Source organism: Serratia sp. YWN4, assembly GCF_055790845.1.
Window position 1 is genome coordinate 1,894,130 of sequence record NZ_CM147696.1, and the last position, 25,953, is coordinate 1,920,082.

The 25,953-nt window shown below is 54.9% G+C and carries 22 protein-coding genes; 13 read left to right on the forward strand and 9 right to left on the reverse strand.

What is annotated here, in order from left to right:
* Positions 1-18 precede the first annotated feature (18 nt).
* Together speB and ACX9GT_RS08910 are read left to right on the forward strand one after the other, a co-directional pair.
* Complete coding sequence (gene speB, locus ACX9GT_RS08905) at positions 19-960, forward strand: agmatinase (protein ID WP_473190742.1); 942 nt, start codon at positions 19-21, stop codon at positions 958-960.
* Positions 961-993: 33 nt separating this feature from the next.
* Positions 994-2,370 (forward strand): sodium:solute symporter family protein, encoded by a 1,377-nt coding sequence (locus ACX9GT_RS08910; RefSeq protein WP_473190743.1) that lies wholly within the window; start codon positions 994-996, stop codon positions 2,368-2,370.
* 54 nt (positions 2,371-2,424) lie between these two features.
* On the opposite strand, the gene rimO is transcribed toward ACX9GT_RS08910, so the two are convergent.
* Positions 2,425-3,732 (reverse strand): 30S ribosomal protein S12 methylthiotransferase RimO, encoded by a 1,308-nt coding sequence (rimO, locus tag ACX9GT_RS08915; protein WP_459399130.1) that lies wholly within the window; start codon positions 3,730-3,732, stop codon positions 2,425-2,427.
* Positions 3,733-3,908: 176 nt separating this feature from the next.
* Entirely contained in the window at positions 3,909-4,886 is a 978-nt protein-coding gene (locus ACX9GT_RS08920) for a CobW family GTP-binding protein (RefSeq protein WP_473190744.1), read from the reverse strand.
* A 317-nt stretch (positions 4,887-5,203) separates the two neighbouring features.
* On the opposite strand from ACX9GT_RS08920, the gene ACX9GT_RS08925 reads away from it, so the two are divergent.
* A complete protein-coding gene (locus ACX9GT_RS08925) occupies positions 5,204-5,521 on the forward strand; it encodes a type 1 fimbrial protein (protein WP_459399128.1) in 318 nt (105 codons plus the stop codon).
* A gap of 47 nt (positions 5,522-5,568) precedes the next feature.
* Here ACX9GT_RS08925 and ACX9GT_RS08930 read toward each other — a convergent pair whose 3' ends face one another.
* A complete protein-coding gene (locus ACX9GT_RS08930; protein WP_473190745.1) occupies positions 5,569-7,050 on the reverse strand; it encodes a mannitol dehydrogenase family protein in 1,482 nt (493 codons plus the stop codon).
* A 352-nt stretch (positions 7,051-7,402) separates the two neighbouring features.
* Here ACX9GT_RS08930 and uxuA point away from each other — a divergent pair, with 352 nt between their 5' ends.
* Positions 7,403-8,593 (forward strand): mannonate dehydratase, encoded by a 1,191-nt coding sequence (gene uxuA, locus ACX9GT_RS08935; protein WP_473190746.1) that lies wholly within the window; start codon positions 7,403-7,405, stop codon positions 8,591-8,593.
* A gap of 42 nt (positions 8,594-8,635) precedes the next feature.
* On the opposite strand, the gene yeiP is transcribed toward uxuA, so the two are convergent.
* Together yeiP and mtr are read right to left on the reverse strand one after the other, a co-directional pair.
* Positions 8,636-9,208: an elongation factor P-like protein YeiP gene (gene yeiP, locus ACX9GT_RS08940; RefSeq protein WP_473190747.1), complete on the reverse strand. Its 573-nt coding sequence runs from the start codon at positions 9,206-9,208 to the stop codon at positions 8,636-8,638.
* A gap of 152 nt (positions 9,209-9,360) precedes the next feature.
* On the reverse strand, positions 9,361-10,605 hold the full coding sequence (mtr, locus tag ACX9GT_RS08945) for a tryptophan permease (protein WP_473190748.1): 1,245 nt from the start codon (positions 10,603-10,605) through the stop codon (positions 9,361-9,363).
* Positions 10,606-10,869: 264 nt separating this feature from the next.
* On the opposite strand from mtr, the gene ACX9GT_RS08950 reads away from it, so the two are divergent.
* Complete coding sequence (locus ACX9GT_RS08950) at positions 10,870-11,124, forward strand: YkgJ family cysteine cluster protein (RefSeq protein WP_473190749.1); 255 nt, start codon at positions 10,870-10,872, stop codon at positions 11,122-11,124.
* 2 nt (positions 11,125-11,126) lie between these two features.
* Here the strand turns inward: ACX9GT_RS08950 and ACX9GT_RS08955 are convergent, their stop codons facing one another.
* Together ACX9GT_RS08955 and ACX9GT_RS08960 are read right to left on the reverse strand one after the other, a co-directional pair.
* Positions 11,127-12,305, reverse strand: a complete 1,179-nt coding sequence (locus ACX9GT_RS08955; RefSeq protein WP_473190750.1) for a sugar efflux transporter — start codon at positions 12,303-12,305, stop codon at positions 11,127-11,129.
* Positions 12,306-12,425: 120 nt separating this feature from the next.
* Complete coding sequence (locus tag ACX9GT_RS08960; protein WP_473190751.1) at positions 12,426-12,848, reverse strand: nucleotide triphosphate diphosphatase NUDT15; 423 nt, start codon at positions 12,846-12,848, stop codon at positions 12,426-12,428.
* Between the two features lie 248 nt (positions 12,849-13,096).
* On the opposite strand from ACX9GT_RS08960, the gene fruB reads away from it, so the two are divergent.
* The 3 genes from fruB to fruA are packed head-to-tail and all read left to right on the forward strand — an operon-like array spanning position 13,097 to position 16,862.
* Positions 13,097-14,230 (forward strand): fused PTS fructose transporter subunit IIA/HPr protein, encoded by a 1,134-nt coding sequence (gene fruB / locus ACX9GT_RS08965; protein WP_473190752.1) that lies wholly within the window; start codon positions 13,097-13,099, stop codon positions 14,228-14,230.
* Positions 14,227-15,165, forward strand: a complete 939-nt coding sequence (gene fruK, locus ACX9GT_RS08970; protein ID WP_473190753.1) for a 1-phosphofructokinase — start codon at positions 14,227-14,229, stop codon at positions 15,163-15,165. Before fruB ends, fruK begins: the two co-directional genes overlap by 4 nt.
* 14 nt (positions 15,166-15,179) lie before the next feature.
* Positions 15,180-16,862 (forward strand): PTS fructose transporter subunit IIBC, encoded by a 1,683-nt coding sequence (gene fruA / locus ACX9GT_RS08975; RefSeq protein ID WP_473190754.1) that lies wholly within the window; start codon positions 15,180-15,182, stop codon positions 16,860-16,862.
* Between the two features lie 248 nt (positions 16,863-17,110).
* Here fruA and nfo read toward each other — a convergent pair whose 3' ends face one another.
* A complete protein-coding gene (nfo, locus tag ACX9GT_RS08980; RefSeq protein WP_473190755.1) occupies positions 17,111-17,950 on the reverse strand; it encodes a deoxyribonuclease IV in 840 nt (279 codons plus the stop codon).
* Positions 17,951-18,056: 106 nt separating this feature from the next.
* The gene (locus ACX9GT_RS08985; protein ID WP_473190756.1) at positions 18,057-19,133 is read right to left on the reverse strand and encodes a YeiH family putative sulfate export transporter; all 1,077 of its coding nucleotides are present in this window, start codon (positions 19,131-19,133) and stop codon (positions 18,057-18,059) included.
* A 267-nt stretch (positions 19,134-19,400) separates the two neighbouring features.
* Between ACX9GT_RS08985 and yieE the strand changes: the two genes are divergently transcribed.
* From yieE to tssC, 5 genes are all read left to right on the forward strand, one after another.
* A complete protein-coding gene (yieE, locus tag ACX9GT_RS08990) occupies positions 19,401-20,279 on the forward strand; it encodes a DNA-binding transcriptional regulator YeiE (protein WP_473190757.1) in 879 nt (292 codons plus the stop codon).
* Positions 20,280-20,412: 133 nt separating this feature from the next.
* A complete protein-coding gene (locus ACX9GT_RS08995) occupies positions 20,413-21,891 on the forward strand; it encodes an amino acid permease (RefSeq protein WP_473190758.1) in 1,479 nt (492 codons plus the stop codon).
* 551 nt (positions 21,892-22,442) lie between these two features.
* Positions 22,443-23,069, forward strand: a complete 627-nt coding sequence (locus tag ACX9GT_RS09000) for an ECs1377 family protein (protein ID WP_473190759.1) — start codon at positions 22,443-22,445, stop codon at positions 23,067-23,069.
* Between the two features lie 788 nt (positions 23,070-23,857).
* On the forward strand, positions 23,858-24,355 hold the full coding sequence (gene tssB / locus ACX9GT_RS09005) for a type VI secretion system contractile sheath small subunit (protein WP_473190760.1): 498 nt from the start codon (positions 23,858-23,860) through the stop codon (positions 24,353-24,355).
* 24 nt (positions 24,356-24,379) lie between these two features.
* Positions 24,380-25,948, forward strand: coding sequence for a type VI secretion system contractile sheath large subunit (gene tssC / locus ACX9GT_RS09010; RefSeq protein WP_473190761.1), 1,569 nt, complete (start codon positions 24,380-24,382; stop codon positions 25,946-25,948).
* Positions 25,949-25,953: the final 5 nt, after the last annotated feature.

Here is a 25,953-nt window from a genome sequence, read left to right on the forward strand (position 1 = left end):
ACCTGATAAGGAAAACCTATGCTGAATCAACCTCAAAGCGGTAATGACATGCCGCGTTTTGCTGGCCTGCCCACCATGATGCGTTTACCTGCTGCTGACAATGCACAGGGGTTGGATGCCGCCTTTGTTGGCATTCCTCTGGATATCGGAACCTCCAATCGCAGCGGTACGCGTTTTGGGCCGCGACAAATCCGCCAGGAGTCGGTGATGCTCCGCCCTTACAACATGGGGAGCGGCGCTGCGCCGTTTGAGCGGTTACAGGTTGCCGACTTGGGTGATATTGCCACCAATCCCTATAACCTGGCAGACAGCGTTAGCCGCATTGAGCTGGCGTACGACGAGATCCTGCGCCACGGCTGCATCCCTCTCACGCTCGGTGGCGATCATACCTTGACGCTGCCGATTCTGCGTGCGGTGGCGCGCAAGCATGGCCCGGTCGGGCTGATTCATATCGATGCCCATTCCGATACCAACGACGAAATGTTCGGCGAAAAACTGGCGCACGGCACTACCTTTCGCCGGGCGCATGAAGAGGGTCTGTTGGCTCCGCAGCGAGTAGTACAGATTGGCCTGCGCGGCAGTGGTTATGCTGCGCAGGATTTTGACTGGTCAAGGCAGCAGGGGTTCCGCGTGGTGCCAGCAGAAGCCTGCTGGTATCGATCACTTGCCCCGTTAATGGCGGAAGTGCGCGAGCAAATGGGGCTGGGCGCGGTTTATCTCAGTTTTGATATTGATGGGCTGGATCCGGCTTTTGCCCCCGGAACCGGCACCCCGGAAGTCGGGGGATTATCCGTCTGGCAAGGGCTGGAAATCGTCAGGGGATGCCAGGGGCTAAACCTGGTGGGGGCGGATCTGGTGGAGGTTTCCCCGGCATACGACAGTTCCGGCAATACCGCCTTGCTGGCGGCCAATCTGCTGTTTGAAATGCTGTGCGTGCTGCCGACTAAACGTTCCATATAACCCAATAAATAACAACATGATAGGGGATACTTTATGCAACTCGATCTGTTTGTGGTGGTGCTCTATTTTTTGGTTATCGGTGCGGTGGGCTGGCTTGGCGTCCGTAAAGCCACCACCAAGGAAAATTATCTGGTCGCTGGCCGCAATCTGGGGCCGGGTTTGTATTTAGGCACGCTGTCAGCGGTGGTGCTCGGTGGGGCTTCGACGATTGGCAGCGTAAAGTTGGGTTATACCTACGGCATCTCCGGGCTGTGGCTCTGTTTCGCGCTGGGTATGGGCATTGTGGTGCTGAGTACCGTCTTGGCCAAGCCCTTGCTCAAGCTGAAGCTCTATACCGTTAGCCAGGTACTGGCGCAGCGCTATCATCCGGCGGCTAGGGTCACCAGCGGTATCATTATGCTGGCTTACGATCTGATGGTGGCGGTGACTTCGATTATTGCCATCGGCAGCGTAATGCAGGTGATGTTTGCGCTGCCGTTTGCCGCCTCAATACTGATTGGCGGTGGGATGGTGGTGCTCTATTCAACGCTGGGGGGCATGTGGTCGCTGACGCTGACGGACATTATCCAGTTTATCATCATGACGGTGGGGATGATGCTGGTGCTGATGCCGATGAGCATTGTCAAAGCGGGCGGATGGGAGATCTTTACCCAGCAACTACCGTCGAGCTATTACCAACTGTCCTCCATTGGTTTCGACACCATCATTCTGTTCTTCCTGATTTACTTCTTCGGCATCCTGATTGGGCAGGATATCTGGCAGCGGGTATTCACCGCCCGCAGCGTGCCGGTGGCGCGCTACGCTGGCTTGGGTGCGGGTATCTACTGCGTACTTTATGGCGTTACCGGCGCGATGATCGGAATGGCGGGGAAGATCGTGCTGCCGTTGCTGGATAACAGCGATGGTGCGTTTGCCGCTATCGCTCAGGCGGTACTGCCCGCAGGCATCAGCGGGTTGGTGGCCGCAGCGGCACTGGCTGCGCTGATGTCAACCGCCAGCGCCTGCCTGTTGGCCTCTTCGACCATTGCCTTGGAGGATGTTCTGCCCGCCATTCGCCAGCGGCCATCGGGTGGTTTAGCCGCGGGGCGTTTAACCACGTTGGTGATGGGAGTGGTGATGCTGGGGTTGGCTTTTCTGGTGCGGGATGTGCTGTCGGCTTTGACGCTGGCTTACAATCTGCTGGTGGGTGGGATGTTGATCCCGCTGGTGGGGGCGATTTTCTGGAAGCGCGCTACCAGTACCGGCGCGATAGCCAGTATGGTGATGGGCAGCCTGTGCGTGTTGGGCTTTATGTTTTATCACGGGATTCAGGCTAACAGCCCGATCTACAGCGGTTTACTGGTGGGGGCGCTGGCTTTTATCGTCGGCAGCTTATTAACGCCGGAGCAACGGGCCGTGGCAACGGCTTGAATCGGTTGTGCAAAGGTTACGGGAAGGCATCACGCCATCCCGTAACCTGCCTGATTAGACCAGCGAACCCCAGAGGTCATATTCGTCGGCGTTTTCGATCTTCACTTTGACGATCTCGCCCACTTTCACGCCGGTTTCACCGTTCAGGTAGACCGCCCCGTCGATCTCTGGTGCATCTGCCATACTGCGGCCAATCGCGCCTTCTTCGTCCACTTCGTCGATCAGCACCAGCAGTTCGCGGCCAATCTTTTCCTGCAAGCGCTGGGCAGAGATCTGTTGCTGCAACTGCATAAAGCGGTGATAGCGCTCTTCTTTCACCTCTTCTGGCACCTGATCCGCCAATTCGTTGGCGGCAGCGCCTTCTACCGGGCTGTATTTGAAACAGCCGACGCGATCCAGCTTGGCTTCTTGCAGGAAGCTGAGCAGCATCTGGAAGTCTTCTTCAGTTTCACCAGGGAAACCAACGATGAAGGTGGAGCGCAGCGTCAGATCCGGGCAGATTTCACGCCAGCGTTTAATGCGCTCCAGCGTGCGTTCTACCGCGCCAGGGCGCTTCATCAGCTTGAGGATTTTCGGGCTGGCGTGTTGCAGCGGAATATCCAGATACGGCAGGATTTTGCCTTCCGCCATCAGCGGGATCACGTCATCCACATGCGGGTAAGGATAAACGTAGTGCAAGCGTACCCAGGCACCTAGGCTTGAGAGTTGTTCACACAGGCTGACCATGCTGGTTTTCACCGGTTGGCCATTCCAGAAGCCGGTACGGTGTTTGACATCAACGCCGTAGGCCGACGTATCCTGCGAAATCACCAGCAGCTCTTTGACCCCGGATTCCACCAGGCGCTTGGCTTCATCCAGCACGGAACCGATCGGGCGGCTGTCGAGATCGCCACGCATTGATGGGATGATGCAGAACGTACAGCGGTGGTTACAGCCTTCAGAAATCTTCAGATAGGCGTAGTGCTTCGGCGTCAGTTTCACGCCCTGCGCGGGGATCAGGCTGGTAAACGGGTTATGTTCCGGCTTCGGTACATAGTGGTGAACGTGGTTCAAGACCTGCTCATAGCTGTGCGGCCCGGTAATTTCCAACACCTTCGGGTGCACTTCGCGGATCTGGTTCTCTTTGGCACCCAAACAGCCGGTCACAATCACTTTACCGTTTTCGTTAAGTGCTTCACCGATCGCTTCCAGTGATTCCTGCACGGCACTGTCGATAAAGCCACAGGTGTTGACGATCACCAGTTCGGCGTCGTCATAGCTTGGTACGACCTCATAGCCTTCATTACGCAGTTCGGTCAGGATCCGTTCAGAATCAACCAGGTTTTTCGGGCAGCCTAACGATAAAAATCCAATCTTAGCCATTTTTTGTACAGTATGTTATTCAGAATCCGCAGAGTATACACATGCGCAAATTATCCAGCTATATCCCGTATCTGCTGGGTATCATGTAAATATGCTGCTGCAACCCACGCACTTTTTCAGATCTCGCAAAAGCCCCATATTTACCAAAAGGTTAAGCAGCGGGAATCTTTTACACCTCAATTCATGCGAATTTTAAATAAGGCGGATTGCAAGGCGTTCCAATCGGCTTCGCTGCTGTGGATCAGCTCAATGCGGCTGTCCAGTGGGGCAACGGGGCGTGTTTCGATGTTCAGATCCTGCCCTTGGCGGTTGATCAGTAAGCTCCCTTCGGGAATGCGCACCACCGCTTTAGCCCGTTCAACCGGTGCCAGCCTGATCCATTCCATCATGCCCACGGTGTCGAATAGGGTTTCGCTGTCAAAAATCCAGCCACAGCTGGTATAACCTTGGCCCTGATTCAGGGCTCGGCGCCAGCGCGCATTTTCTGGCAGGCGCAATGCCGCCAAGCCGCGCGTTTTGGCTTGGGCGTGATGATGATGTTGCGCATCCGGCAATTCGCTGTGATTGGTACGCGGCAGGTCAAGCAACGCGACGTCCATGCGCCCTTGCTCGATACGGTGAACCGGCCGCTGCTGGCCATCTTGCGCATGCCATTCCTCCAGAGCCAGGCCATCCTGTGGCTGCCAGGTATCGATCTTATTGGCGATGATGATATCGGCGGCCGCCAGCTGGTCGCGGAAGTTTTCATTTTCACGATACTGGGGCTGGCTGAGCTGACGGGCGTCAAGCAGGCAAATCGTTGCCAGCAGTTCGATCCAACCGGCGTAGGTTTCCTGTGTCAGCAACTCCAGGATCTGTTTTGGGTGGCCAAGGCCGGTGGGTTCAATCAGCAACCGATCGGGTTTTTCCTGCTGTAACAGCATATTCAGCCCAACCTGCATGGGTAGGCCGTTGACGCAGCACATGCAACCACCAGGGATTTCCTTGAGCACGGCACCGCTGTTTGCCAGCAGAGCCCCATCGATACCAATTTCACCAAACTCGTTAACCAGAACTGCCCAACGTTCGTTTTGTGGCTTATTGGCCAGCAGATGACGAATGGTGGTGGTTTTACCACTGCCAAGGAAACCGGTGATCAGATTGGTTTTGGTCATTTTTCATTCCCAAGTATGATGTTTATAATTGATTGATAACCATGGGTTATGCATGTTACATGCGGCTTGATCATTTTATCCGGGCGAAGTCACAAATTTTACATTTGGTTTTGTGCGTTTTTTAACCCGATAGAGTTATCTTGATTTAGGATAATTCCCATTAAAAACGAGTGATTACAGAAATCAATTGTGTCGTATTAATCGCTTTCTCAACCGCTAATGCACCGAATAGCTTCCAAAAAACCCCCCTGGACTTGCGATTATTCCGAAGAAAACATTCTATGATTTAAAGTGACTTAACAAAAAGTGAGGTTGCCATGAATAGCTTACGGTTATTTTTGATCGCAGGAGCGTTACTTTCATGGATGGCAGCAGGTCATGCGGGTACCCCAGGTACCGTTGGTGGGGTCATCAACTTTGTCGGTTCGATTGTTGAAGGCCCTTGTCTGGTCAATGTTGTCAACTCATCAGCTAATACCCAGTGTTATCGTAATGGGCAAAACTACACAGGCACGCAAGCTCTGGCAAGTTTTAACGCTAGCAGCAAAGAACTCCCACTGAACTTAGGTACCACTGAAATGAGGTGGGTGGACCAGCAACAGAAGCTTGCGATAATGACTGTAGTATACCGTTAAGTCGCATGCGTCATGCCGGGCTGATGCCCGGCATGACCTCCCAAAAATCAGGCTAGTTGATCTATTACCCACTCTTTCACCGTCTGACGCGCACCACGATCGCGCAATGACAGATAAGCCTGGGTTACCGCCGCAACAAATTTCTTATCAGCCGGTAATTGCTCCCCGAAAACGCTCTTCATCGCCAGCAACGCAGCCACGCGGGGCTCACCGTCTTGCGAAGCGCTAACTACCTGCTGCAAGGTTGCCAGCATAGGGTCGCGGATATCAATCGGCTGCCCGGCATCGTCAATACCGCCCACATAGCGCATCCAGCCAGCGACGCCCAGAGCCAGCCCGGCATAGCTGCCGCCATGCTGCAAATGCCAGCGGATAGAGTCCAACATGCGTTGTGGCAGCTTTTGCGTGCCGTCCATGGCGATCTGCCAGGTCTTATGTTGCAGCGCCGGGTTGCTGTAGCGTGCGATCAGCCGATCGGCATAGGCGGCCAGATCGATACCGCTCACCCGCAGCGTTGGAGCCTGTTCATGCAGCATCAAGTGATAGGCGGCCCGGCGATAATATTCATCCGCCATGCAGTCATTGATGTGCGGATAACCCGCCAGATAGCCGAGATAAGCCAGAAACGAGTGGCTTCCGTTCAGCATGCGCAATTTCATCTGTTCGAACGGCAGCACATCATCCACCAGTTGCACGCCAGCGGCTTCCCACTCTGGGCGGCCAGCGACAAAGTTATCTTCTACTACCCACTGAATAAAAGGTTCGCAGGCGATGGCGCATTCGTCGCGTACTCCGCCCAGCGCAGCGGCGATTTCATCCAAGGTTTCCGGCGTGCTGGCAGGCACGATGCGATCGACCATGGTGCTGGGGAAGGTGACGTTGCTGGCAATCCATTGTGCCAGTTCCGCATCGCGGGCCTGTGCCAGGCCGGTGATTGCATTGCGTACTATATGGCCATTTTCGGGGATATTGTCGCAGGAGAGCACGCTGAACGCGGGCAGGTTACGTTGGCGCCGCCGGTGCAGTGCTTCAACCAGGATCCCCGGCACGGTGGTGGGTTGGGTCGGGTCAGCCAGATCGGCGCGGATGGCCTCATGCTGCAAGTCTAACTGGCCGCTGCCGGGTTCGATGCAATAACCCTTTTCCGTAATGGTCATCGAAACGATCGCCACCTGCGGCTCGGCCAGTTTCTCCAAGACGGCATTGATATCTTCCAGCTTGCGGTGCACGCTTTCGTGAACGGCACCGATCACGATCGCCTGATTACCCGCCGCCCCTTTTTCCAGCACGGTGTAGAGATGATCCTGAGCGCGCAGGGTTTGGAACAGCTTATCGCCGCCGAACAGGCTGATCTCACAAATCCCCCAATCACCACCTTTACGGTTGAGCACGCGATCGGTCAGCAGCGCCTGATGGGCACGATGAAAGGCACCGAAGCCCAGGTGCACTATACGGCTGCGCAACAGGCGGCGATCGTACTGTGGTTGTTGTACCTCAGCGGGAAGTGATGAGTTGGCGATAGTCTTCATGCATGGCTCCATTACAAGAGAAAGTCCTGGCCGGTAGCTTGCATCAAGTTATCAGACCAGTTGGCCGTGCGCAGTCTGTTGCTGATGCGCCGGTCTCTGTGTGTTGTTATCTGCCGCCACTCTAAGGTGGTTGCGGGGCTAATAAAATGGGTCAGGCCAAAATAAGCCAGAAGCGTGAGTTGGATCAACCCATCAAGATTTCTATTTTGACAGCATGCTGCTAAAGAGTAAGGTTAAAGATGAATGATATCTATCTCAATGTGGTATAACAAGATTGATTTGATTTTGCGATCTACCTCACCACTGACAACAAACCTCAGATGACTGAGCGACTATTCACAAGGATAAATCTATGGAACAAACATGGCGTTGGTATGGGCCTAACGATCCGGTCTCGCTGGATGATGTACGTCAGGCGGGGGCAACCGGTGTGGTGACGGCGCTGCATTATATCCCTAACGGTGAAGTGTGGCCGGTTGAGGAAATAAAAACGCGTCAGGCTCTGCTGGCTGAAAAAGGGCTGGTGTGGTCGGTGGTAGAAAGCATCCCGGTGCACGAGGAGATCAAAACCCACAGCGGCAATTATCAACGTCATATCGCCAATTATCAGCAGTCGCTGCGTAATCTGGCGGCCTGCGGTATCGACACCGTATGCTATAACTTTATGCCGATCCTCGACTGGACGCGCACCGATCTGGAATACCTGTTGCCAGACGGTTCAAAAGCGCTGCGTTTTGACCAGATCGCCTTTGCCGCTTTTGATCTGCATATCCTGCAACGTAAAGGTGCCGAAAAAGATTACAGCGCCGAAGAGCAAACCGAGGCGCGGGCTTATTTCAACGCGATGAGCGCGGCGGAGATTGCCAAGCTGACCGGTAATATCATCGCCGGGCTGCCGGGGGCAGAAGAGGGTTATACGCTCGATCAGTTCCGCGCGCGGTTGGCCGAATATGACCATATCGACAAAGCGCAACTGCGTGAAAACATGGCGGTGTTTTTGCGCGCCATTGTACCGGTGGCGGAAAAAGTGGGAGTGCGTCTTGCGGTACACCCGGACGATCCGCCGCGCCCGATCCTCGGCCTGCCGCGCATTGTTTCTACCATTGAAGATATGCAATGGCTGAAAGAGACCGTTGATAGCATTCACAACGGTTTTACCATGTGCACCGGTTCCTACGGCGTGCGGGCGGATAACGATCTGGTACGGATGATCGAAACCTTTGGCGATCGCATTCACTTCACCCATTTGCGCGCCACCTGCCGCGAGCAGAACCCGAAAACCTTCCATGAAGGGGCGCATCTGCAAGGGGATGTGGATATGGTATCGGTGATTGAAGCCATTCTGAGCGAAGAGCAGCGCCGCTTGCAGGCAGGCGATCGGCGGCCAATCCCGATGCGGCCGGATCATGGTCACCAGATGCTGGACGATCTGAAAAAGAAAACCAACCCCGGCTATTCGGCTATTGGCCGTTTGAAAGGTCTGGCGGAAATTCGTGGTGTGGAGTTGGCGCTGAAGCGGCGCTTCTTCCCGGAATTACTCTGAGTTATTGAAAGGCAGGGCGCACCGCAGCGCCCTGAATCACAGTTAGTCGGCACGGCCCATATAACGGCGTTCGGCAATATGAATGCGGATTTTGTCGCCTGGGCTCAGGTATTCCGGCACCAGAATGGTCAAACCGGTTGCCATGGTGGCCGGTTTGTTACGGGCGCTGGCCGAAGCCCCTTTGATGCCCGGTGCGGTTTCGACAATTTCCATATCCACGGTTTGCGGCAATTCCAGCGCCAACACCTGGCCTTCCAGCGTTAATACCTGCATCCCCGGCAAACCCGCCTCAGGAATAAACAGCAGTTCGTCTTCGATCTGATCCTTTGTGAAGATATACGGGGTGTAATCTTCATCATCCATGAACACGTATTCTTCGCCGTCGATATAGGAGAAGTTCACCTTGCGGCGCGACAGGGTAATGGTGTCCAGAATATCGTCACCCTTAAAGCGCTCTTCTACCTTGAGCCCGGTGCGCACGTCAGAGAAACGCATTTTGTAAAGGGTGTTGGCACCGCGTGCGGTTGGGCTTTGGACATCAATGTCCTTCACCAGCAGCAGTTTGCCGTTGTAGTTGATCGCCATGCCACGCTTGATTTCGTTAGCTCTTGCCATTGGAATAACCTGTCGATAAGGAGTTTTGAGAAGTTGCGACAAGTTACTCGTACCGCGCTTTTCAGGCAAGAGCCCCGCGCAAAAAGAGTGAGCAAAGTAGGGGGATTGCAGAGTGCAAAGAGGGCGGCAATCGCCACCCTCTTTAAGCAGTTTTATTTAAACACCGGCAGCATATTCAGCAGGGTGAGTAAGTGAGCGACGGCGTTGATCACGCCAAACAGGATAATAAACAGGATCATGCCATGGCCGCCGGGAGCGCGATACGCAGCCTGCGGGAAGCGGCGGCGGCTGGCACGGGCCATCATGGCAGGGACGATCACCGCCCAGATGGTGGCCGCCAGGCCCGCAAAACCGATGGCATACAGGAAGCCGTTCGGGAACAGCAACGCTGCCAAGGTAGGCGGAACGAACGTTACCAGTGCCGATTTAGTGCGGCCCGCGGTGTTATCGCTGAACTTGAAGAAATCAGCCAGATAATCGAACAGGCCCAGCGAAACCCCAAGGAAAGAGCTGGCCAGCGCCATATAAGAGAAGGCACTGAGCAGTTGGCCAACCACCTGGCTGCTGGAAACGTTGCCCATTTGCTTGAGCAGGCTGCCGATATTGCCACCCTCGGCGATCACCTGTTTGAACGCATCACGCGTGATATTGCCCTGAATCACATACTGCCACAGGATGTAGATCCCCAACGCCAGCAGGGTGCCATAAACCAGGCTGTGCACCACGGCGCGGCTGTCTTGGTGATAATACTTCACCAGCCCCGGCACGTTGCCGTGGTAACCGAATGAGGTCAGCAGATAAGGTAAGGCCGCCAAGGCATAGGGCAGATAACTGGCGCTGCTGTCACCACGGTTGAACAGCACCGCAGGCTGGACGTGGGTAAACATATCGCCAACCGACATCACGAAAGTGATCACCATACCGCCAATCAGAATGGTGCTCAGGCGATCCACCGCCCGGGTCGACAGCCAGACGATAAACGCCACCACCAGGGCAAACACCAGCCCGGCCACCGCCTGGTTGGTGCCGACAATACCTTCCAGCGTGTGGGCGATGATTGAGCCACCGGCCGAGATGTAGGCATAGGTTAGAATGTACAGCACAAAGGTGATGGACAAGCCGTTGATGGTATTCCAGCCTTTACCGAGCAGATCTTTGACGATGGTATGAAAGCTGGCACCGGCCGGATAGTTGAGCGTTGCTTCGAGGATCATCAGGCCAGAAATCAGCATGCAGGCCCAGGTATAAATCAGCAATGCGACGGAGCCGCCAAACCACACGCCAGAAGTGACAATGGGGATAGAGAACATACCGGCCCCGACGGCAGTACCGGCAATGATCATCGCGCCACCGAGTACGGAAGGGCGGGAAAGTTTCTGGGGGGTGTCCGTGGACATTATTGCTCCTGAATGGCCAGATGGGCCTTGAGTTTTTGTGTACTAGCTAAATAGTACATTGCGCAGTGTGTGCATGTAAAGAATCTAATTTGCTATTTTCATGCGCAATAGGTGAGGTGTTGGCGTTTCTATGCAAAGAAAGCATTACCGTTGAAAAGGCGGGGTAGATAAAGATTCTGGTCGAAATAGGATTCTGCTGGCGGCAATTACGGCGTGCTGCTATTGTCCGGCTTCAATTCTGCCAGCTCGCCAGGAGAAGCGCCGATGGATTGCCGCCCTGATTGTGGCGCTTGCTGCATTGCACCGTCAATTTCCAGCCCGATCCCCGGCATGCCCAATGGTAAACCGGCGAATACCCGCTGTATTCATCTGGATCAGCAACTGCGCTGTGGCCTGTTTCGTTCGCCATTGCGGCCCCGCGTCTGCGGCAGCCTGCAGGCCAGCCATGAGATGTGTCACGATCGCCGCGACGAGGCATTAATCTATCTGGCAAAGCTGGAAGTGGATACCGCACCTTAAGCTCAGGCGTCCTTGAGCCGCCACAGGCACAGCACCGCACCTATCACCATCGCCAGCGCGGAATAAAACACCGCATGGTAGCTCCAGATTTCAGCGACGGAACCGGCGATCGAACCGGCAATGATCCAGCCAACGCGCGTGGTGTTGGTAAACAGGGTGGTTGCCGCCCCGGCCTGTCCAGGCATCAAATCCTGAAAGTAGAGCATGCCGATACCCGCCAGCACGCCGATAAACAGCGCATTCAGCAGTTGCAGGGCGATTAACTGCCAGGTGCCGGTAATAAACAGCAGCCCGGCGTAAAACAGCACACCGGCGATCACCGCGCTGCGCATCAGGAAGCGTTTACCGAAGCGCTTGGCAACCATCCCGGCCAGCAGCATGGTGGGGATCTCCAGCCCGGCCGCCGTGCCCATCAAGATCCCGGCCAGTTTTTCTGGCAAATGCAGCTCTTGCACCATATATAGCGGCATATTGATCAGATACATGCCGTTGGCGGTCCACATCAATGTACAGGCAGCAAACAGCAGCAGCGTGTCGCGGCGGTTCTGGCGTGGCGCTTCCAGCGTGGCGTCTTTGGTTGATGGCGTTTTTGGCATCGAGGGCAGCGTTTTCCACACCAAAGCGCCACAGAGAATGAAAGTGGCTGCCGCCGCCAGATACATCACCTGAAAGCCAAAACCCAATGCCAGAGCAAAGGCAATCGGCGGGCCGATCACCCAGGCCAAGGACACCTGTGCGCGCAGGATCGAGCTGAACATCACCGCTTCGCGCCCGGTGCGTTCGGCGTGTTCGCGTGCCAGCGCAAACATTTGCGGGTTGGCGGTGGAGCCGAAGCTGCTCAGCAGCACGCCGACAAACAGCAACAGATAATAGTTACGGTTCCAGGCAAACAGCGCGCAGGCCAATGCACCCAACATGCAGCAGAGAAAGATCAGTGATTTGCGATCGCCTTTTCTATCTGAGCGGCGGGCAAGAAACTGGCTGACCAAAATGCCGATCACCGCGCTGCCGGTAAAGAACAAACCGACCATACTCGGGCGCACGTTCACTTCGGTGGAAAGAAACAGGCTCAGCGTGGGGGTTTGCAAGGCACCGGCAATACCGGTGAGAAACGCCACGACGATAAATGCCAGCGAAGTGAAGTCGGGCAAGCGTCGAGTTATTGCAGTTGAAGTACGCATAGTGGTGAGCAAATAGCCAATAGAGAAACAAGTCGCGCGTAGAGTACGCGTTTTTAAAAAAAACAAAAAACGGTTTCAATCAACAACGGGGTAAAAAGTCTTTTCTGCGGAGAACAGGCTTCAGATTGTGGCGAGATAGGTTTTACCACTCAGCCATAGGGCGATCGCAGCGCGGCTGGCTTCAAAATGCGGTTCCGGCAGAGCGTCAGGAGAGTACCAGCGCCATTCGGCACATTTTTCCGGCTCTTTGAGTTCGGCTTTGCCGCCAGGATGCTGAACCAGCATACAGATGGATACCGTATGTTTGCCTTCAGTCCGCCAGGTTTGCAGATTATTGCTGATGCCAATGAACTGCGGAACATCAATCAGCAGCCCGGCTTCTTCAGCAATTTCGCGCTGGGCGCACTGTTCAAAGGTTTCACCCGCGTCCAGATGACCACCGGGAATCGACCAGAAAGGGGCGTGAGAACCGCAGCGTTTACCTAATAGAATCTGGCCCTGCGGGTTAACGATGATCACGCCAACGCCGGTTGCTACCGTCATGTATTTCTCCTTCAGCAGTGTTTCAGCACAGTATGCCATTTTGCTCTGTGAACAGGGTGTTTGCAGGCAAAAATGTGCGTGAGGTCAAAAAACTATCATATCGAAATTAAGAAAACTTGCTTTCAGCAGAACCTGATTCCACACTAATTGAAACGTTTCAGCGTTATCAGATAGACAAGTTCGGTTCTGGTAACGCTCCTTTTTCCCTATATGGCTGAAACGATTCAATTCAGCAGGAGAGGAGAACTATGTTCCAGTTGTCACAGCAAGACATTCACCTGGGCGCCGCCGCCAGCGGTAAACAGGAAGCCATCCGGCAGGTCGCGGCAGCGCTCACCTCCGCCGGATGCGTCAGTGCCGCCTATGTTGACGGCATGTTGCAGCGCGAGCTGCAAACTTCTACTTATCTGGGCAACGGTATCGCCATTCCGCATGGCACTACCGACACCCGCGATCTGGTGCTGAATACCGGCGTGCAGGTATTCCAGTTCCCGCAGGGGATTGAATGGGGCGAAGGCCAGACCGCCTATGTGGTGATCGGCATCGCCGCCCGTTCAGATGAACACCTGGCGCTGCTGCGCCAGCTAACGCACGTGCTCAGTGATGACAGCGTAGCGGCACAGTTGGCAAACACCACTTCAGCAGAAGAGCTGCGCAGCCTGCTGATGGGCGAGAAACAAACGGCAGAGTTTCAGTTCGATGCTTCACTGATCGCGCTGGACGTGGCGGCTGACTCCTTGATGACGCTACAGGCCTTGAACGCGGGTCGCCTGCAAAAGATCGGTGCGGTCGACGCCCGGTTTGTCAGCGATGTGATCACCCGCAAACCGCTGAACCTGGGGCAGGGTATCTGGTTGAGCGACAGCGCTGAAGGCAACCTGTTCAGTGCGGCAACCATCAGCCGCCCCGCGCAGGCGTTTGACGAAGAGGGCGAGCAGGTTGCACTGCTGCTGACCGTGGCGATTGCCGATCAGCAACCGCTGACGCTGCTGAACTACCTCAGCGATCTGCTGTTGAGCAATAAAGCTGAACGCTTGCTGAATGCCGATGCCGTTGCCGTGCTGGCATTGCTGACCAGTGAGGTGGCCGAAGAGAGTGCGGTGCTGAGCGCAGAATATATCGTTCGTAACGAACACGGCCTGCATGCCCGCCCGGGCACCGCGTTGGTCAACGTGATCAAACAATTTTCCAGCGAAATTACCGTCACCAATCTTAACGGCAGCGGTAAACCGGCTAACGGCCGCAGCCTGATGAAGGTAGTGGCGCTGGGTGTGAAGAAAGGTCATCAGTTGCGCTTTACCGCCAGCGGTGATGATGCTGAAGCGGCGCTGAAAGCTATCGGCGAAGCCATCAGCGAAGGTCTTGGTGAGGGTGCAGCATGAGCAGAAGAGTAGCAACCATTACCCTTAACCCGGCTTACGATCTGGTGGGTTTCTGCCCGGAGATCGAACGGGGTGAGGTTAATCGGGTAAAAACCGCCGGGCTGCACGCCGCCGGTAAAGGCATCAACGTTGCCAAGGTGCTGAAAGATTTAGGTATTGATGTGACCGTTGGCGGTTTCCTGGGGAAAGATAATCAGGATGGTTTCCAACAGCTATTCAGCGATCTGGGCATTGCCAACCGCTTCCAGGTGGTATCCGGGCGTACCCGTATCAACGTGAAACTGACGGAAAAAGACGGCGAAGTGACCGATTTTAACTTCTCCGGGTTTGAAGTCACGCCAGCGGATTGGGAACGCTTCGTGAGCGATTCTCTGAGTTGGCTCGGCCAGTTCGATATGGTGGCGGTGAGCGGCAGTTTACCGGAAGGCGTGCCGCCCGAAGCTTTTACCGAGTGGATGGTTCGCCTGCGTGCGCAGTGCCCATGCATTATTTTCGATAGCAGCCGTGAGGCGCTGGTGGCGGGTTTGAAAGCCGCGCCTTGGCTGGTGAAACCGAACCGCCGTGAACTGGAAATCTGGGCCGGTCATCCATTGCCAACCTTGGACGATGTGGTGGCAGCGGCTCACGCGTTGCGCGATCAGGGGATCGCTCACGTGGTGATTTCGCTGGGAGCGGAAGGCGCACTGTGGGTGAATGCCTCCGGTGCCTGGATCGCCAAGCCTCCTTCCTGTGAAGTGGTCAGCACGGTGGGTGCCGGTGATTCGATGGTCGGCGGTTTGATCTACGGCCTGCTGATGCGTGAATCCAGTGAACATACTTTACGTTTGGCCACCGCCGTGGCTGCCCTGGCGGTGAGCCAGAGTAACGTCGGCGTGACCGATCGCCCGCAGTTGGCCGCGATGATGGCGCGTGTCGATCTGAAACCTTTTAACTGACAGGAGGAAGCAGAATGAAAACGCTGCTGATGATAGACAGTTCGCTCGGGCAGGCTCGTGGTCACCTGGCGAAACGTATGCTCGAAGGCGCTGCGGCCAAAACCGGTCTGGTGCTGGTGGATGTGCTGAACGAGGCTGAACTGGTGGTCGTGGCGGGTCAAACCGCGCCTACGGATGCAGAACTGAATGGCAAAGTGGTTTACGTGGGTGATGTGGAACACGCGGTGCGTGATCCCGATGCCTTTTTGGCGCAGGCCAAAACCGAGGCCAAGCCTTATCAGGCTCTGGCAACAGCACCTGTGAAAGCGGCTGGCCCAAAACGCATTGTTGCGGTGACCGCTTGCCCGACCGGCGTGGCACATACCTTTATGGCGGCCGAGGCCATTGAGAGCGAAGCTAAAAAACGTGGCTGGTGGGTGAAGGTGGAAACCCGTGGTTCCGTGGGGGCAGGTAATGCGATCACCCCAGAAGAAGTGGCGGCGGCCGATCTGGTGATTGTCGCGGCGGATATCGAAGTGGATCTGGACAAGTTTGCCGGTAAGCCGATGTATCGCACTTCTACCGGGCTGGCTCTGAAGAAAACCGCGCAGGAGCTGGATAAAGCGCAGGCAGAAGCCGAAATTTTCCAGCCACAGAAAAGCGGCAGTGTACCAACCGCAGGCAAGAAAAAAGAGAGTGCTGGGCCGTACCGTCACTTGCTGACCGGGGTGTCCTACATGCTGCCGATGGTGGTAGCGGGCGGTCTGTGTATTGCGTTGTCGTTCGTATTTGGTATCAAGGCATTTGAAGAAAAAGGCACTCTGGCCGCTGCGCTGATGCAGATCGGTGGGGGTTCAGCCTTTGCGCTGATGGTGCCGGTCCTGGCCGGGTATATTGCGTTCTCCATTGCCGACCGTCCTGGCCTGACGCCGGGCCTGATCGGCGGTATGCTGGCGGTGAGCACCGGTGCTGGCTTCCTCGGCGGGATTATTGCCGGTTTCCTGGCGGGCTATGTCGCCAAAGCGATCAGTGGCAAACTGCATCTTCCAAAGAGTATGGAAGCGCTGAAGCCGATCCTGATTATCCCATTGCTGGCAAGTCTGACTACCGGTCTGATAATGATTTACGTGGTCGGTACACCGGTGGCGAAAATCATGGAAGGTCTGACCCACTGGCTGCAATCGATGGGCACGGCTAACGCGGTGCTGTTGGGGGCGATCCTGGGTGCGATGATGTGTACCGACATGGGTGGCCCGGTGAACAAAGCCGCTTATGCCTTCGGCGTGGCGCTGTTGAGTTCCTCGGTGTATGCGCCGATGGCAGCGATTATGGCGGCAGGGATGGTGCCACCGCTGGCAATGGGCTTGGCAACGATTGTGGCGCGCAACAAGTTCGAGAAATCCGAACAGGAAGGCGGCAAAGCGGCACTGGTGCTGGGGCTGTGTTTTATCAGTGAAGGGGCGATTCCGTTTGCCGCCCGTGACCCGATGCGCGTACTGCCGTGCTGTATCGCCGGTGGTGCGTTGACCGGTGCGCTGTCGATGGCTTTCGGCGCTAAACTGATGGCACCGCACGGTGGTCTGTTCGTGCTGCTGATCCCAGGTGCTATCACTCCGGTATTGCTGTATCTGGTGGCGATTATCGCCGGTACGCTGTTGGCGGGTGTCGGTTACGCGGTGCTGAAACGCAGTGACGTTGCGGCGGCGAATGTGGCTTAACGCGTTGTAAGCAATAAAAAACCGGCGCTCAGGTGTAATGCCGGTCAGTTAAGCGCAAAGCTGCATAATTATGCAGCAGGTGCTAAAGGTGTGGCCTCCCTCTCCCTGTGGGAGAGGGCCGGGGTGAGGGGCTTTAGTTCAGTGATATTCCCCTCACCCTAACCCTCTCCCCGAGGGAGAGGGAACTGGTTAGCCTTAACTGACAAGCATTACGCTCAGGTGCCGGTTTTTGCATTATGGGAAGAAGATCACTGCTGAGCTTTCAGCCAGGCAATTTCTTCGGCCCAGATATCCGGGTTCACCGTTTCCAGAATCAGCGGGATATTATCAAAGCGCGCGTCGCGCATGATGTAGCTGAACACCGTCTTGCCGATATTACCTTCACCGAGGCTGTGGTGGCGGTCAACGCGGCTGCCAAACTCGCTTTTGGCATCATTAAGGTGCATACCGCGCAGGTAATTGAAGCCCACTACGTTACCCAACTCTTGGAACGTTTTCTCGCAGTCCTCTTCCGTACGTAAATCATAACCAGCGGCGAAGGTGTGGCAGGTATCTATACATACACCGACGCGGCTTTTGTCTTCCACGCCGTCGATGATGGCTGCCAAATGTTCAAATTTGAACCCCAGATTGCTGCCCTGACCGGCGGTGTTTTCGATCACTGCTGTCACACCTTGGGTTTTATCCAGCACCAGGTTGATGGATTCTGCGATCCGCGCCAGGCATTTATCCTCATCAATCTGCATCAAATGGCTGCCCGGATGGAAGTTCAGCAGCGTCAGCCCCAATTGTTCACAACGCTGCATTTCATCAAGAAACGCCTCGCGGGATTTTTCCAGCGCATCCGTGACCGGGTGGCCAAGGTTAATCAGATAGCTGTCGTGTGGCAGGATCTGCCCAGGACCAAAGCCGTATTGTGCGCAGGCACGTTTAAACTTATCAATTACGTCGGCAGGCAGCGGGGCTGCTTTCCATTGACGCTGATTTTTGGTGAACAGGGCGAATGCGGTCGCCTCTAATTCGTGCGCGCGGATCACCGCCTGATCCACGCCGCCTGAAGCGCTGACATGAGCACCGACAAACTTCATTTTCATTCTCCTGTGTTATCGCCGTCATTATGGCATTGATACCGGCAGGATTGAATGGCGGGGCAAAAGAAGCGGGCCCGTAATATCGGGCCCGAGGGGGAAGGGATTACAGCAGAGCCTGAACCAGTTGGTTAATCGCGGCACCGCCGATCACCAGCCAGATAAACAGCAGCGTGGCCAGCAGAATCGGTTTCACCCCTGCCTGACGTACCGCGCTGATATGGGTGGTCAGGCCCAGCGCCGCCATGGCCATCGCCAGCATCCAGGTGTCGGCGGTAATCAAGTGTTGTACCAGTGCTGCCGGGAGCAGGTTGAACGAGTTCAGCCCGGCAACGGCAATAAAAAGCACGGCAAACCAGGGGATGGTAATGGCCGATTTTTCGCTTTTGTTACCCGCAGCACCGCGGCTGATATAGCCGGATAACAGCAGCAGGAAGGGGGCTAGCATCATGACGCGGATCATCTTGGCGATCACCGCAGCGTTTTCGGCATCCGGGCCGATGGCATGGCCTGCCGCAACCACCTGGGCCACTTCATGGATCGTCGAGCCGGTATAGATACCAAAGGTTTCCTGGGTAAACGGCATCCACTGGAAGTGTTCATTCAGGTGATACAGCCAAGGATAGGCAAAGATGGCCAGCGTGCCGAACACCACCACGGTAGAGACGGCTACTGCCACTTTGCTGGAATCTGCTTTTATGACCGGTTCGGTGGCCATCACCGCTGCCGCGCCGCAGATACTGCTGCCTGCGCCGATCAGCAGGGTGGTCTGGTTGTCGAGGCCGAAAACTTTCTTACCCAGCCAGCAAGCCAGCAGAAAGGTGCTGGTCAGGGTGAGGGCATCGATGATGATGCCGCTGGCCCCGACATCGGCAATCTGCTGGAAGGTCAAACGAAAGCCGTAAAGGATAATCCCCAGGCGCAGCAGGCGTTGCTTGGCAAGCTGAACGCCGGTATGGCATTGGGGTTGCAACCATGGATACAGCGTATTGCCGACGACGATACCAAACAGGATCGCCAGCGTCAGTGCTCCTAATCCCAACCCGGCAATCCAGGGGATGTTGCTGGCCCAAATCGCCAGTGCGGTTAAGCCACCGGTCAGTAACAAGCCAGGTAGCAACCGGGGTAGCCCCAACAGTGGGAAATGTTGCTCGGGGTAAGTGTGGGTGGTCTCGCTCGCCATGGTTCAATCCTCTTCTTAATTCTTGGTAGCAAGAGTAAAATTTCGTGACCTAAAAGAGAAATTGATTATATGCTTATAATCTATCTGAATAAGTGGTCGATGCCGTACGATATGATTTGCGGGCACCAGGCCGAATTCTGTAAACGTGATAATCTTAATGGCATGACCGCTGGTTTTATTACCGCGCATCCCTGATTTTTTGTTTTTAATTTCAAAGGCTTTGTTCGGCATCTGCGCCCGGCTGGCCCCTTTTATACCGAGACTGCTATGCATATCACCTTGCGTCAACTGGAAGTCTTTACCGAAGTGCTGAAAAGCGGCTCAACGACGCAGGCCTCGGTGGTCTTGGCCTTGTCACAGTCGGCGGTCAGCGCGGCATTGGCGGACTTGGAAGGGCAACTGAATGTGCTGTTGTTTGATCGGGTAGGCAAACGATTGGTTATCAACGAGCATGGCCGCTTGTTGTACCCGAAAGCGTTGGCACTGCTGGAGCAGGCCAGTGAAATAGAGCAGTTATTCCTGCATGACAACGGTGCGTTGCGCATCGCGGCCAGCAGCACCATCGGCAACTATATGTTGCCCGCGATGATTGCCCGTTATCGCAAAGATTTCCCGACCACGCCATTGGAGCTGAATGTGGGGAACAGCCAGGATGTGATTGGCGCGGTGGCGGATTTCCGTGTCGATCTCGGCCTGATTGAAGGGCCATGCCATATGCCTGAATTGGTTACCCAGCCGTGGCTCGAGGATGAGTTGGTGGTGTTTGCCGCGCCGGATAATCCTTTGGCCCGGCAACCCTTGACCATGGCCGCGCTGGCGAGTGCGCCGTGGATCCTGCGTGAGCGCGGCTCGGGTACGCGAGAAGTGCTGGATCACCTGCTGTTGGCGCATTTGCCAAACTTCCAACTGGTGATGGAGTTGGGCAATTCCGAAGCGATTAAGCATGCGGTACGTCATGGCATCGGTATCAGTTGCCTGTCTCGGCGTGTGGTGGAGGAACAACTGACCAGCGGCGTGCTGGTGGCGCTGAAAATCCCGCTGCCGCCGTTGATACGGACGCTGTATCTGATCCATCACCGCCAGAAACACATCTCCAACGCTCTGCAACGTTTCTTGAGTTACTGCGTTCTGCCTGTCGAGGCCTGATGAGGTAGTCGGTCCGTTGCTAATAATTGTTGCCGGATTATGAAGCTATCTTATATCAGCGCAATGTCACTAGTGCATGGGCGGGTATTTGTTACAATCCGCCCTCATTTTTTGACGGGCAGATAGGGTAAGAATGGCTCAGCAGGATATAAAAACATCGGGGCAGCAAGCACCCGGATTGCGCCGCGAACTGAAAGCGCGGCATTTAACCATGATTGCCATCGGCGGTTCTATTGGTACTGGCCTGTTTGTCGCCTCTGGCGCGACAGTTTCGCAGGCTGGCCCCGGCGGCGCGCTACTTTCCTACGCACTGATCGGTTTGATGGTTTACTTCCTGATGACCAGCCTGGGTGAATTGGCCGCGTTTATGCCGGTTTCCGGTTCGTTCTCGACCTACGGTGCCAAATACGTTGAGGAAGGTTTCGGTTTCGCGCTGGGTTGGAACTACTGGTACAACTGGGCGGTCACCATCGCCGTTGATTTGGTAGCAGCACAGTTGGTGATGAACTACTGGTTCCCAGACACGCCGGGTTGGATCTGGAGCGCTCTGTTCCTTAGCCTGATGTTTTTGCTGAACTACATCTCGGTTAAAGGCTTCGGTGAAGCGGAATACTGGTTCTCGCTGATCAAAGTGACCACGGTGATTATCTTTATCGGCCTCGGCGTACTGATGATTTTTGGTATCCTGAAGGGCGGTGAAAATGCGGGCTGGCAAAACTGGACTATCGGCGATGCGCCCTTTGCTGGCGGCTTCTCGGCGATGATCGGGGTGGCGATGATTGTCGGCTTCTCCTTCCAAGGCACCGAACTGATCGGTATCGCGGCCGGTGAATCTGAGGATCCGGGCAAGAACATCCCGCGTGCGGTACGTCAGGTGTTCTGGCGTATTCTGCTGTTCTATATCTTCGCGATTCTGATTATCAGCCTGATCATTCCTTATACCGACCCGAGCCTGCTGCGCAACGATGTGAAAGATATCGCCGTCAGCCCGTTTACCCTGGTATTCCAGCATGCTGGCCTGCTGTCTGCCGCGGCGGTAATGAACGCGGTGATCCTGACGGCGGTGCTGTCTGCCGGTAACTCTGGGATGTATGCCTCAACCCGTATGCTGTTTACGTTGGCTTCGGAAGGGAAGGCTCCGCGCATTTTCGCCAAGCTGTCGAAAGGCGGCGTGCCGCGTAATGCGCTGTATGCCACTACCGTGGTGGCGGGGCTGTGTTTCCTCAGTTCGATGTTTGGCAATCAGTCGGTTTATCTGTGGCTGCTAAACACGTCTGGGATGACCGGCTTTATCGCCTGGCTGGGGATTGCCATCAGCCACTATCGTTTCCGCCGTGGTTATATGATGCGGGGGCTGGATCTTAACGATCTGCCGTACCGTTCCGGTTTCTTCCCGCTGGGGCCGATCTTTGCTTTTGTTTTGTGCCTGATCATCACGCTGGGGCAGAACTATCAGGCGTTCCTGGAAGACAAAATTGACTGGTACGGCGTGACTGCGACCTATATCGGTATTCCGCTGTTCCTGATCATCTGGTTCGGTTACAAGCTGACGCGCGGCACCCGCGTGGTGAAGTACAGCGAAATGGAATTCCCGAAGTGGGATGCGAAGTAAGCCAATAAAACCTTTGTTATTTAACGGTATTTTTATGTTCGATAACCCAAGGGGCCACCAATAGGGCTCCGGGTGGTTTGGCATCGAAAATGGAATAGGTTCGATACTGTTTTCTCCTACGAGGGTATTAAATGTGACTCAGGGTGGTTCCTAAAACACGGGCCCACCCTGGGTACTCTATCTGCCATTGCGATCATTGTCGGTCGATAGACGATAAAAATCCGGCTGATCTTCAGCGCACGTATCGAGTCATTGATTCGAACTTCGTTATCAACATCCAGATCACTGGTGACTTCCCCTTTATAAAGTACTTTATCGAAAAGTATTCATCTTCATAAACCCCTGACCTATGCCTATTCTTGCTTCTGCGTGCTGTGCGACAAGGCCGATGTAGTGTTGAAACTTGCCCCTCTTTACACCACCGAGGTTAAGTTACGGGATTGCAGCAAGGAATTGTCATCGGGTCTTGGTTTGCGTTAACGGAGCCGCTTCCTTTGAGCATTGCCCGTTGATAAAGTAACCGACAAGCGGATAACGGGGGAAGAACGGGCATGACCGAGCGTATTGAGTATCAGATTGAAAAATACAGCTTCGCGGAAATCAACCAAACGCCGCGTATTGCGCAGCAGTGGGCTGAAGTGATCGAAGAATGCCGTCAGGTGCGGGCTGGAAGTGCCGAGCGCCTGCGTATCGCGTTGCTGAATGTGGATTATGTCACCAGCTTCGAACTGCCTTTTCGTTTGCTGTTGGTGCGTGCCCCGCAACTGATTGCTGGGCTGCGTGATGAACTGCCACTCAGTCAGAAAAGCGCCGTGTTTAACGGCAGGCGTTTTGGCTGTGTTTACAGCGTGAAGTCTGATTTGAGTAAGGTACCTGATGAATTTCAATACCGTCTGTCAACCCGCATTCGCCGGGAAGGATCGTCAGGTGAGACCGCAGCGCCTTACCGGGAGATTGTCAGAGAAATAAAAATGCCGCGTGAGCGGCTTAAGCGGGCGCTGGAGAACGGATTGGCGGTGACGGCGCTGGATGGTCTGTTTTGGTTCGGTATGCAGCGGATCGCCGCCGATGTGGCGGTACTCAGAAAAAAGGGGATGCGTATTGCGACCTCTGAGGTACAGGTATGGGACAGTCTCACCGCAACCCTCCGCCCCATACCGGTCTACCGCTGCGCCTGATGTGCGCATTGTCATTGTTGTCGTCTTCTGCGTGCCTTTTTCGACCCTACCGGCGTTGATGGAAACATGTATTCATTTACGGCGAACACACCGCCGCTGGCCCAATGCACGTTTGCGACCGTTTGGACGGTGCGGAGTTGTCGCCCCAGGTTAATTTATGCGGCCTGTTTTCCCCGCTCTGGATTGAAGAGTAGCGCTAAATGAAGAGCGTCCACCAAATGGTTAACGTGAAAAATAAATTATGCTCAGCTTAAAAAAGCAGAATACATTCGCTGTATGAATGTATTTGTGCGAGAGCGACGCTTTTTAAAATCATGACATCCCCTGTTCCCGACCGTCCTTATAAAAAATATCAGGTAATAAATGCCTTTTTTAACCGAGTTTCCTCCACGTTAATCGGTTGCTGGCCGACTCACTGTTCCGCTCCACACCTTGCCAAATGAGCGCTGGCGATGTTGTTATTGGAAAATTCTTGATAATCATCGCAATGAGAGAGGTCAGAGGATTATTTTAATGAAACATTTTGTTACATTACTGAATTTCACTAATCTAATTAAGGTTTCTACACTGCCGTCGGTGAGTTTTATCCTGACTTTTTAATTATTCAGATAAAGCTTATTTACACAGCGCTCTGCCATTATCCTGCAAGGAATGTGCTGGCTTGTGACCCTCTTTTTCGTCTGCATCTGATGATGCAAAAAGGAAGTTGTTGTCTGGCAGGGTTAGCCATTCTTATTGATTCCCCAGAGCAGACCGTTCTTTATTGTCTTAATTGAACAGGGATAACCATGTCCAATTCCTACCAAAATGAATTGCCGAAGGCGCGCGTTAACATAAAACTCGACCTGCACACTGGTGGCGCACAAAAGAGTGTCGAGCTGCCGCTCAAATTGCTGGCGATGGGTGATTACAGCCACGGGCAGGAGCACCGTCCGCTATCAGAGAGAGAGAAGGTTAACATCAATAAAAACAACTTCGACAGTGTGCTCGCGGAATTCAACCCCCAACTCGCCCTCTCCGTGCCCGATACCCTGTCCGATGACCCGAGCGACACCGCCGTCAACCTCAGCTTCAGCGCCATGAAAGACTTCGAACCGGAGCAGGTGGCGCGCCAAATCCCGCAACTGCGTGCCATGCTGGCGATGCGCAATCTGCTGCGTGACCTCAAATCCAACCTGCTGGACAACGCCACTTTCCGCCGCGAGCTCGAAATTATCCTGAAGGATGAGGCACTGAGCGATGAGCTGCGGATGGAACTGGAAATACTGGCACTCGAAAACTGTTAATCGCCCGGGATAAGGAAAAGACCCATGTCTGGACAGGAAGAAACATTACAAGAAAGAACGGCACAACGTCAGAGTCATACCACTACCGTGCTGGAAAAGAACGCCCCGGCGCCGCACAGCGTTTACGCGTCATTGTTTGAAAAAATCAACCTTAACCCGGTTTCCCAGCTTAACGGCATTGAGGCCTTTCAGGACGGCGATGCCCTGGCGGACGTCTCGGCCGATGAGCGCGTTACCGCCGCCGTCAGCGTCTTTTTAGACTTGCTCAAACAGTCGGCGCAAAAAGTCGAGAAACTCGACAAGAACCTGCTGGACAGCCACATTGCCGCGCTGGATGAAAAAATCAGCCGCCAGCTGGATGCGGTGATGCACCACCCGGAGTTCCAGAAAGTCGAGTCCCTGTGGCGTGGCCTGAAATCCCTGGTGAACAAAACCGATTTTCGCCAGAACGTGAAGCTGGAACTGCTCGACGTTTCCAAAGACGATTTGCGTCAGGATTTTGAAGACAGCCCGGAAATCATCCAGAGCGGCCTGTACCATCACACTTATATTCAGGAATACGACACCCCCGGCGGTGAGCCGATCGGGGCGGTGATTTCCAACTACGAGTTTGATGCCAGCCCGCAAGATGTGGCATTGCTGCGCAACCTCTCCAAAGTGGCCGCTGCTGCCCATATGCCGTTTATCGGTGCCGTCGGCCCGGCGTTTTTCCTCAAAAATTCCATGGAAGACGTGGCGGCCATCAAAGACATTGGCAACTACTTTGATCGTGCCGAATACATCAAGTGGAAATCCTTCCGTGACACCGACGATGCGCGCTATATCGGCCTGACCATGCCACGCGTGCTGGGCCGTTTGCCATATGGCCCGGATACCGTCCCGGTGCGCAGCTTCAACTATGTGGAAGAAGTCACCGGTCCGGACCACGATAAGTACCTGTGGACCAACGCGTCGTTCGCCTTTGCCGCCAACATGGTGAAAAGCTTTATCGACAACGGCTGGTGCGTGCAGATCCGTGGCCCGCAGGCCGGTGGCGCGGTGCAGGACCTGCCGATCCACCTGTACGATCTGGGCACCGGCAATCAGGTGAAGATCCCGTCTGAGGTGATGATCCCCGAGACCCGCGAGTTTGAGTTTGCCAACCTGGGCTTTATCCCGCTGTCGTACTACAAAAACCGCGACTATGCCTGCTTTTTCTCCGCCAACTCGGCGCAGAAACCGGCGCTGTATGACACGGCAGATGCGACGGCCAACAGCCGCATCAACTCACGTCTGCCGTACATCTTCCTGCTGTCGCGTATTGCACATTACCTGAAACTTATTCAGCGCGAGAACATCGGCACCACCAAAGATCGCCGCCTGCTGGAGTTGGAGCTGAACACCTGGGTGCGCGGCCTGGTGACCGAGATGACCGATCCGGGCGATGACCTGCAAGCCTCTCACCCGCTGCGTGATGCGAAGGTGACGGTAGAAGACATCGAAGACAACCCGGGCTTCTTCCGCGTCAAGCTGTATGCCATCCCGCACTTCCAGGTTGAAGGCTTGGATGTGGCACTGTCCCTGGTGTCGCAGATGCCGAAAGCGAAGGCGTAAACGGA

What these genes read in the sequence shown, in the direction of transcription:
- speB (WP_473190742.1), top strand. Translation starts at nt 19, where the DNA reads ATGCTGAATCAACCTCAAAGCGGTAATGACATGCCGCGTTTTGCTGGC.
- ACX9GT_RS08910 (WP_473190743.1), top strand. Translation starts at nt 994, where the DNA reads ATGCAACTCGATCTGTTTGTGGTGGTGCTCTATTTTTTGGTTATCGGT.
- rimO (WP_459399130.1), bottom strand. Translation starts at nt 3,732, where the DNA reads ATGGCTAAGATTGGATTTTTATCGTTAGGCTGCCCGAAAAACCTGGTT.
- ACX9GT_RS08920 (WP_473190744.1), bottom strand. Translation starts at nt 4,886, where the DNA reads ATGACCAAAACCAATCTGATCACCGGTTTCCTTGGCAGTGGTAAAACC.
- ACX9GT_RS08925 (WP_459399128.1), top strand. Translation starts at nt 5,204, where the DNA reads ATGAATAGCTTACGGTTATTTTTGATCGCAGGAGCGTTACTTTCATGG.
- ACX9GT_RS08930 (WP_473190745.1), bottom strand. Translation starts at nt 7,050, where the DNA reads ATGAAGACTATCGCCAACTCATCACTTCCCGCTGAGGTACAACAACCA.
- uxuA (WP_473190746.1), top strand. Translation starts at nt 7,403, where the DNA reads ATGGAACAAACATGGCGTTGGTATGGGCCTAACGATCCGGTCTCGCTG.
- yeiP (WP_473190747.1), bottom strand. Translation starts at nt 9,208, where the DNA reads ATGGCAAGAGCTAACGAAATCAAGCGTGGCATGGCGATCAACTACAAC.
- mtr (WP_473190748.1), bottom strand. Translation starts at nt 10,605, where the DNA reads ATGTCCACGGACACCCCCCAGAAACTTTCCCGCCCTTCCGTACTCGGT.
- ACX9GT_RS08950 (WP_473190749.1), top strand. Translation starts at nt 10,870, where the DNA reads ATGGATTGCCGCCCTGATTGTGGCGCTTGCTGCATTGCACCGTCAATT.
- ACX9GT_RS08955 (WP_473190750.1), bottom strand. Translation starts at nt 12,305, where the DNA reads ATGCGTACTTCAACTGCAATAACTCGACGCTTGCCCGACTTCACTTCG.
- ACX9GT_RS08960 (WP_473190751.1), bottom strand. Translation starts at nt 12,848, where the DNA reads ATGACGGTAGCAACCGGCGTTGGCGTGATCATCGTTAACCCGCAGGGC.
- fruB (WP_473190752.1), top strand. Translation starts at nt 13,097, where the DNA reads ATGTTCCAGTTGTCACAGCAAGACATTCACCTGGGCGCCGCCGCCAGC.
- fruK (WP_473190753.1), top strand. Translation starts at nt 14,227, where the DNA reads ATGAGCAGAAGAGTAGCAACCATTACCCTTAACCCGGCTTACGATCTG.
- fruA (WP_473190754.1), top strand. Translation starts at nt 15,180, where the DNA reads ATGAAAACGCTGCTGATGATAGACAGTTCGCTCGGGCAGGCTCGTGGT.
- nfo (WP_473190755.1), bottom strand. Translation starts at nt 17,950, where the DNA reads ATGAAGTTTGTCGGTGCTCATGTCAGCGCTTCAGGCGGCGTGGATCAG.
- ACX9GT_RS08985 (WP_473190756.1), bottom strand. Translation starts at nt 19,133, where the DNA reads ATGGCGAGCGAGACCACCCACACTTACCCCGAGCAACATTTCCCACTG.
- yieE (WP_473190757.1), top strand. Translation starts at nt 19,401, where the DNA reads ATGCATATCACCTTGCGTCAACTGGAAGTCTTTACCGAAGTGCTGAAA.
- ACX9GT_RS08995 (WP_473190758.1), top strand. Translation starts at nt 20,413, where the DNA reads ATGGCTCAGCAGGATATAAAAACATCGGGGCAGCAAGCACCCGGATTG.
- ACX9GT_RS09000 (WP_473190759.1), top strand. Translation starts at nt 22,443, where the DNA reads ATGACCGAGCGTATTGAGTATCAGATTGAAAAATACAGCTTCGCGGAA.
- tssB (WP_473190760.1), top strand. Translation starts at nt 23,858, where the DNA reads ATGTCCAATTCCTACCAAAATGAATTGCCGAAGGCGCGCGTTAACATA.
- tssC (WP_473190761.1), top strand. Translation starts at nt 24,380, where the DNA reads ATGTCTGGACAGGAAGAAACATTACAAGAAAGAACGGCACAACGTCAG.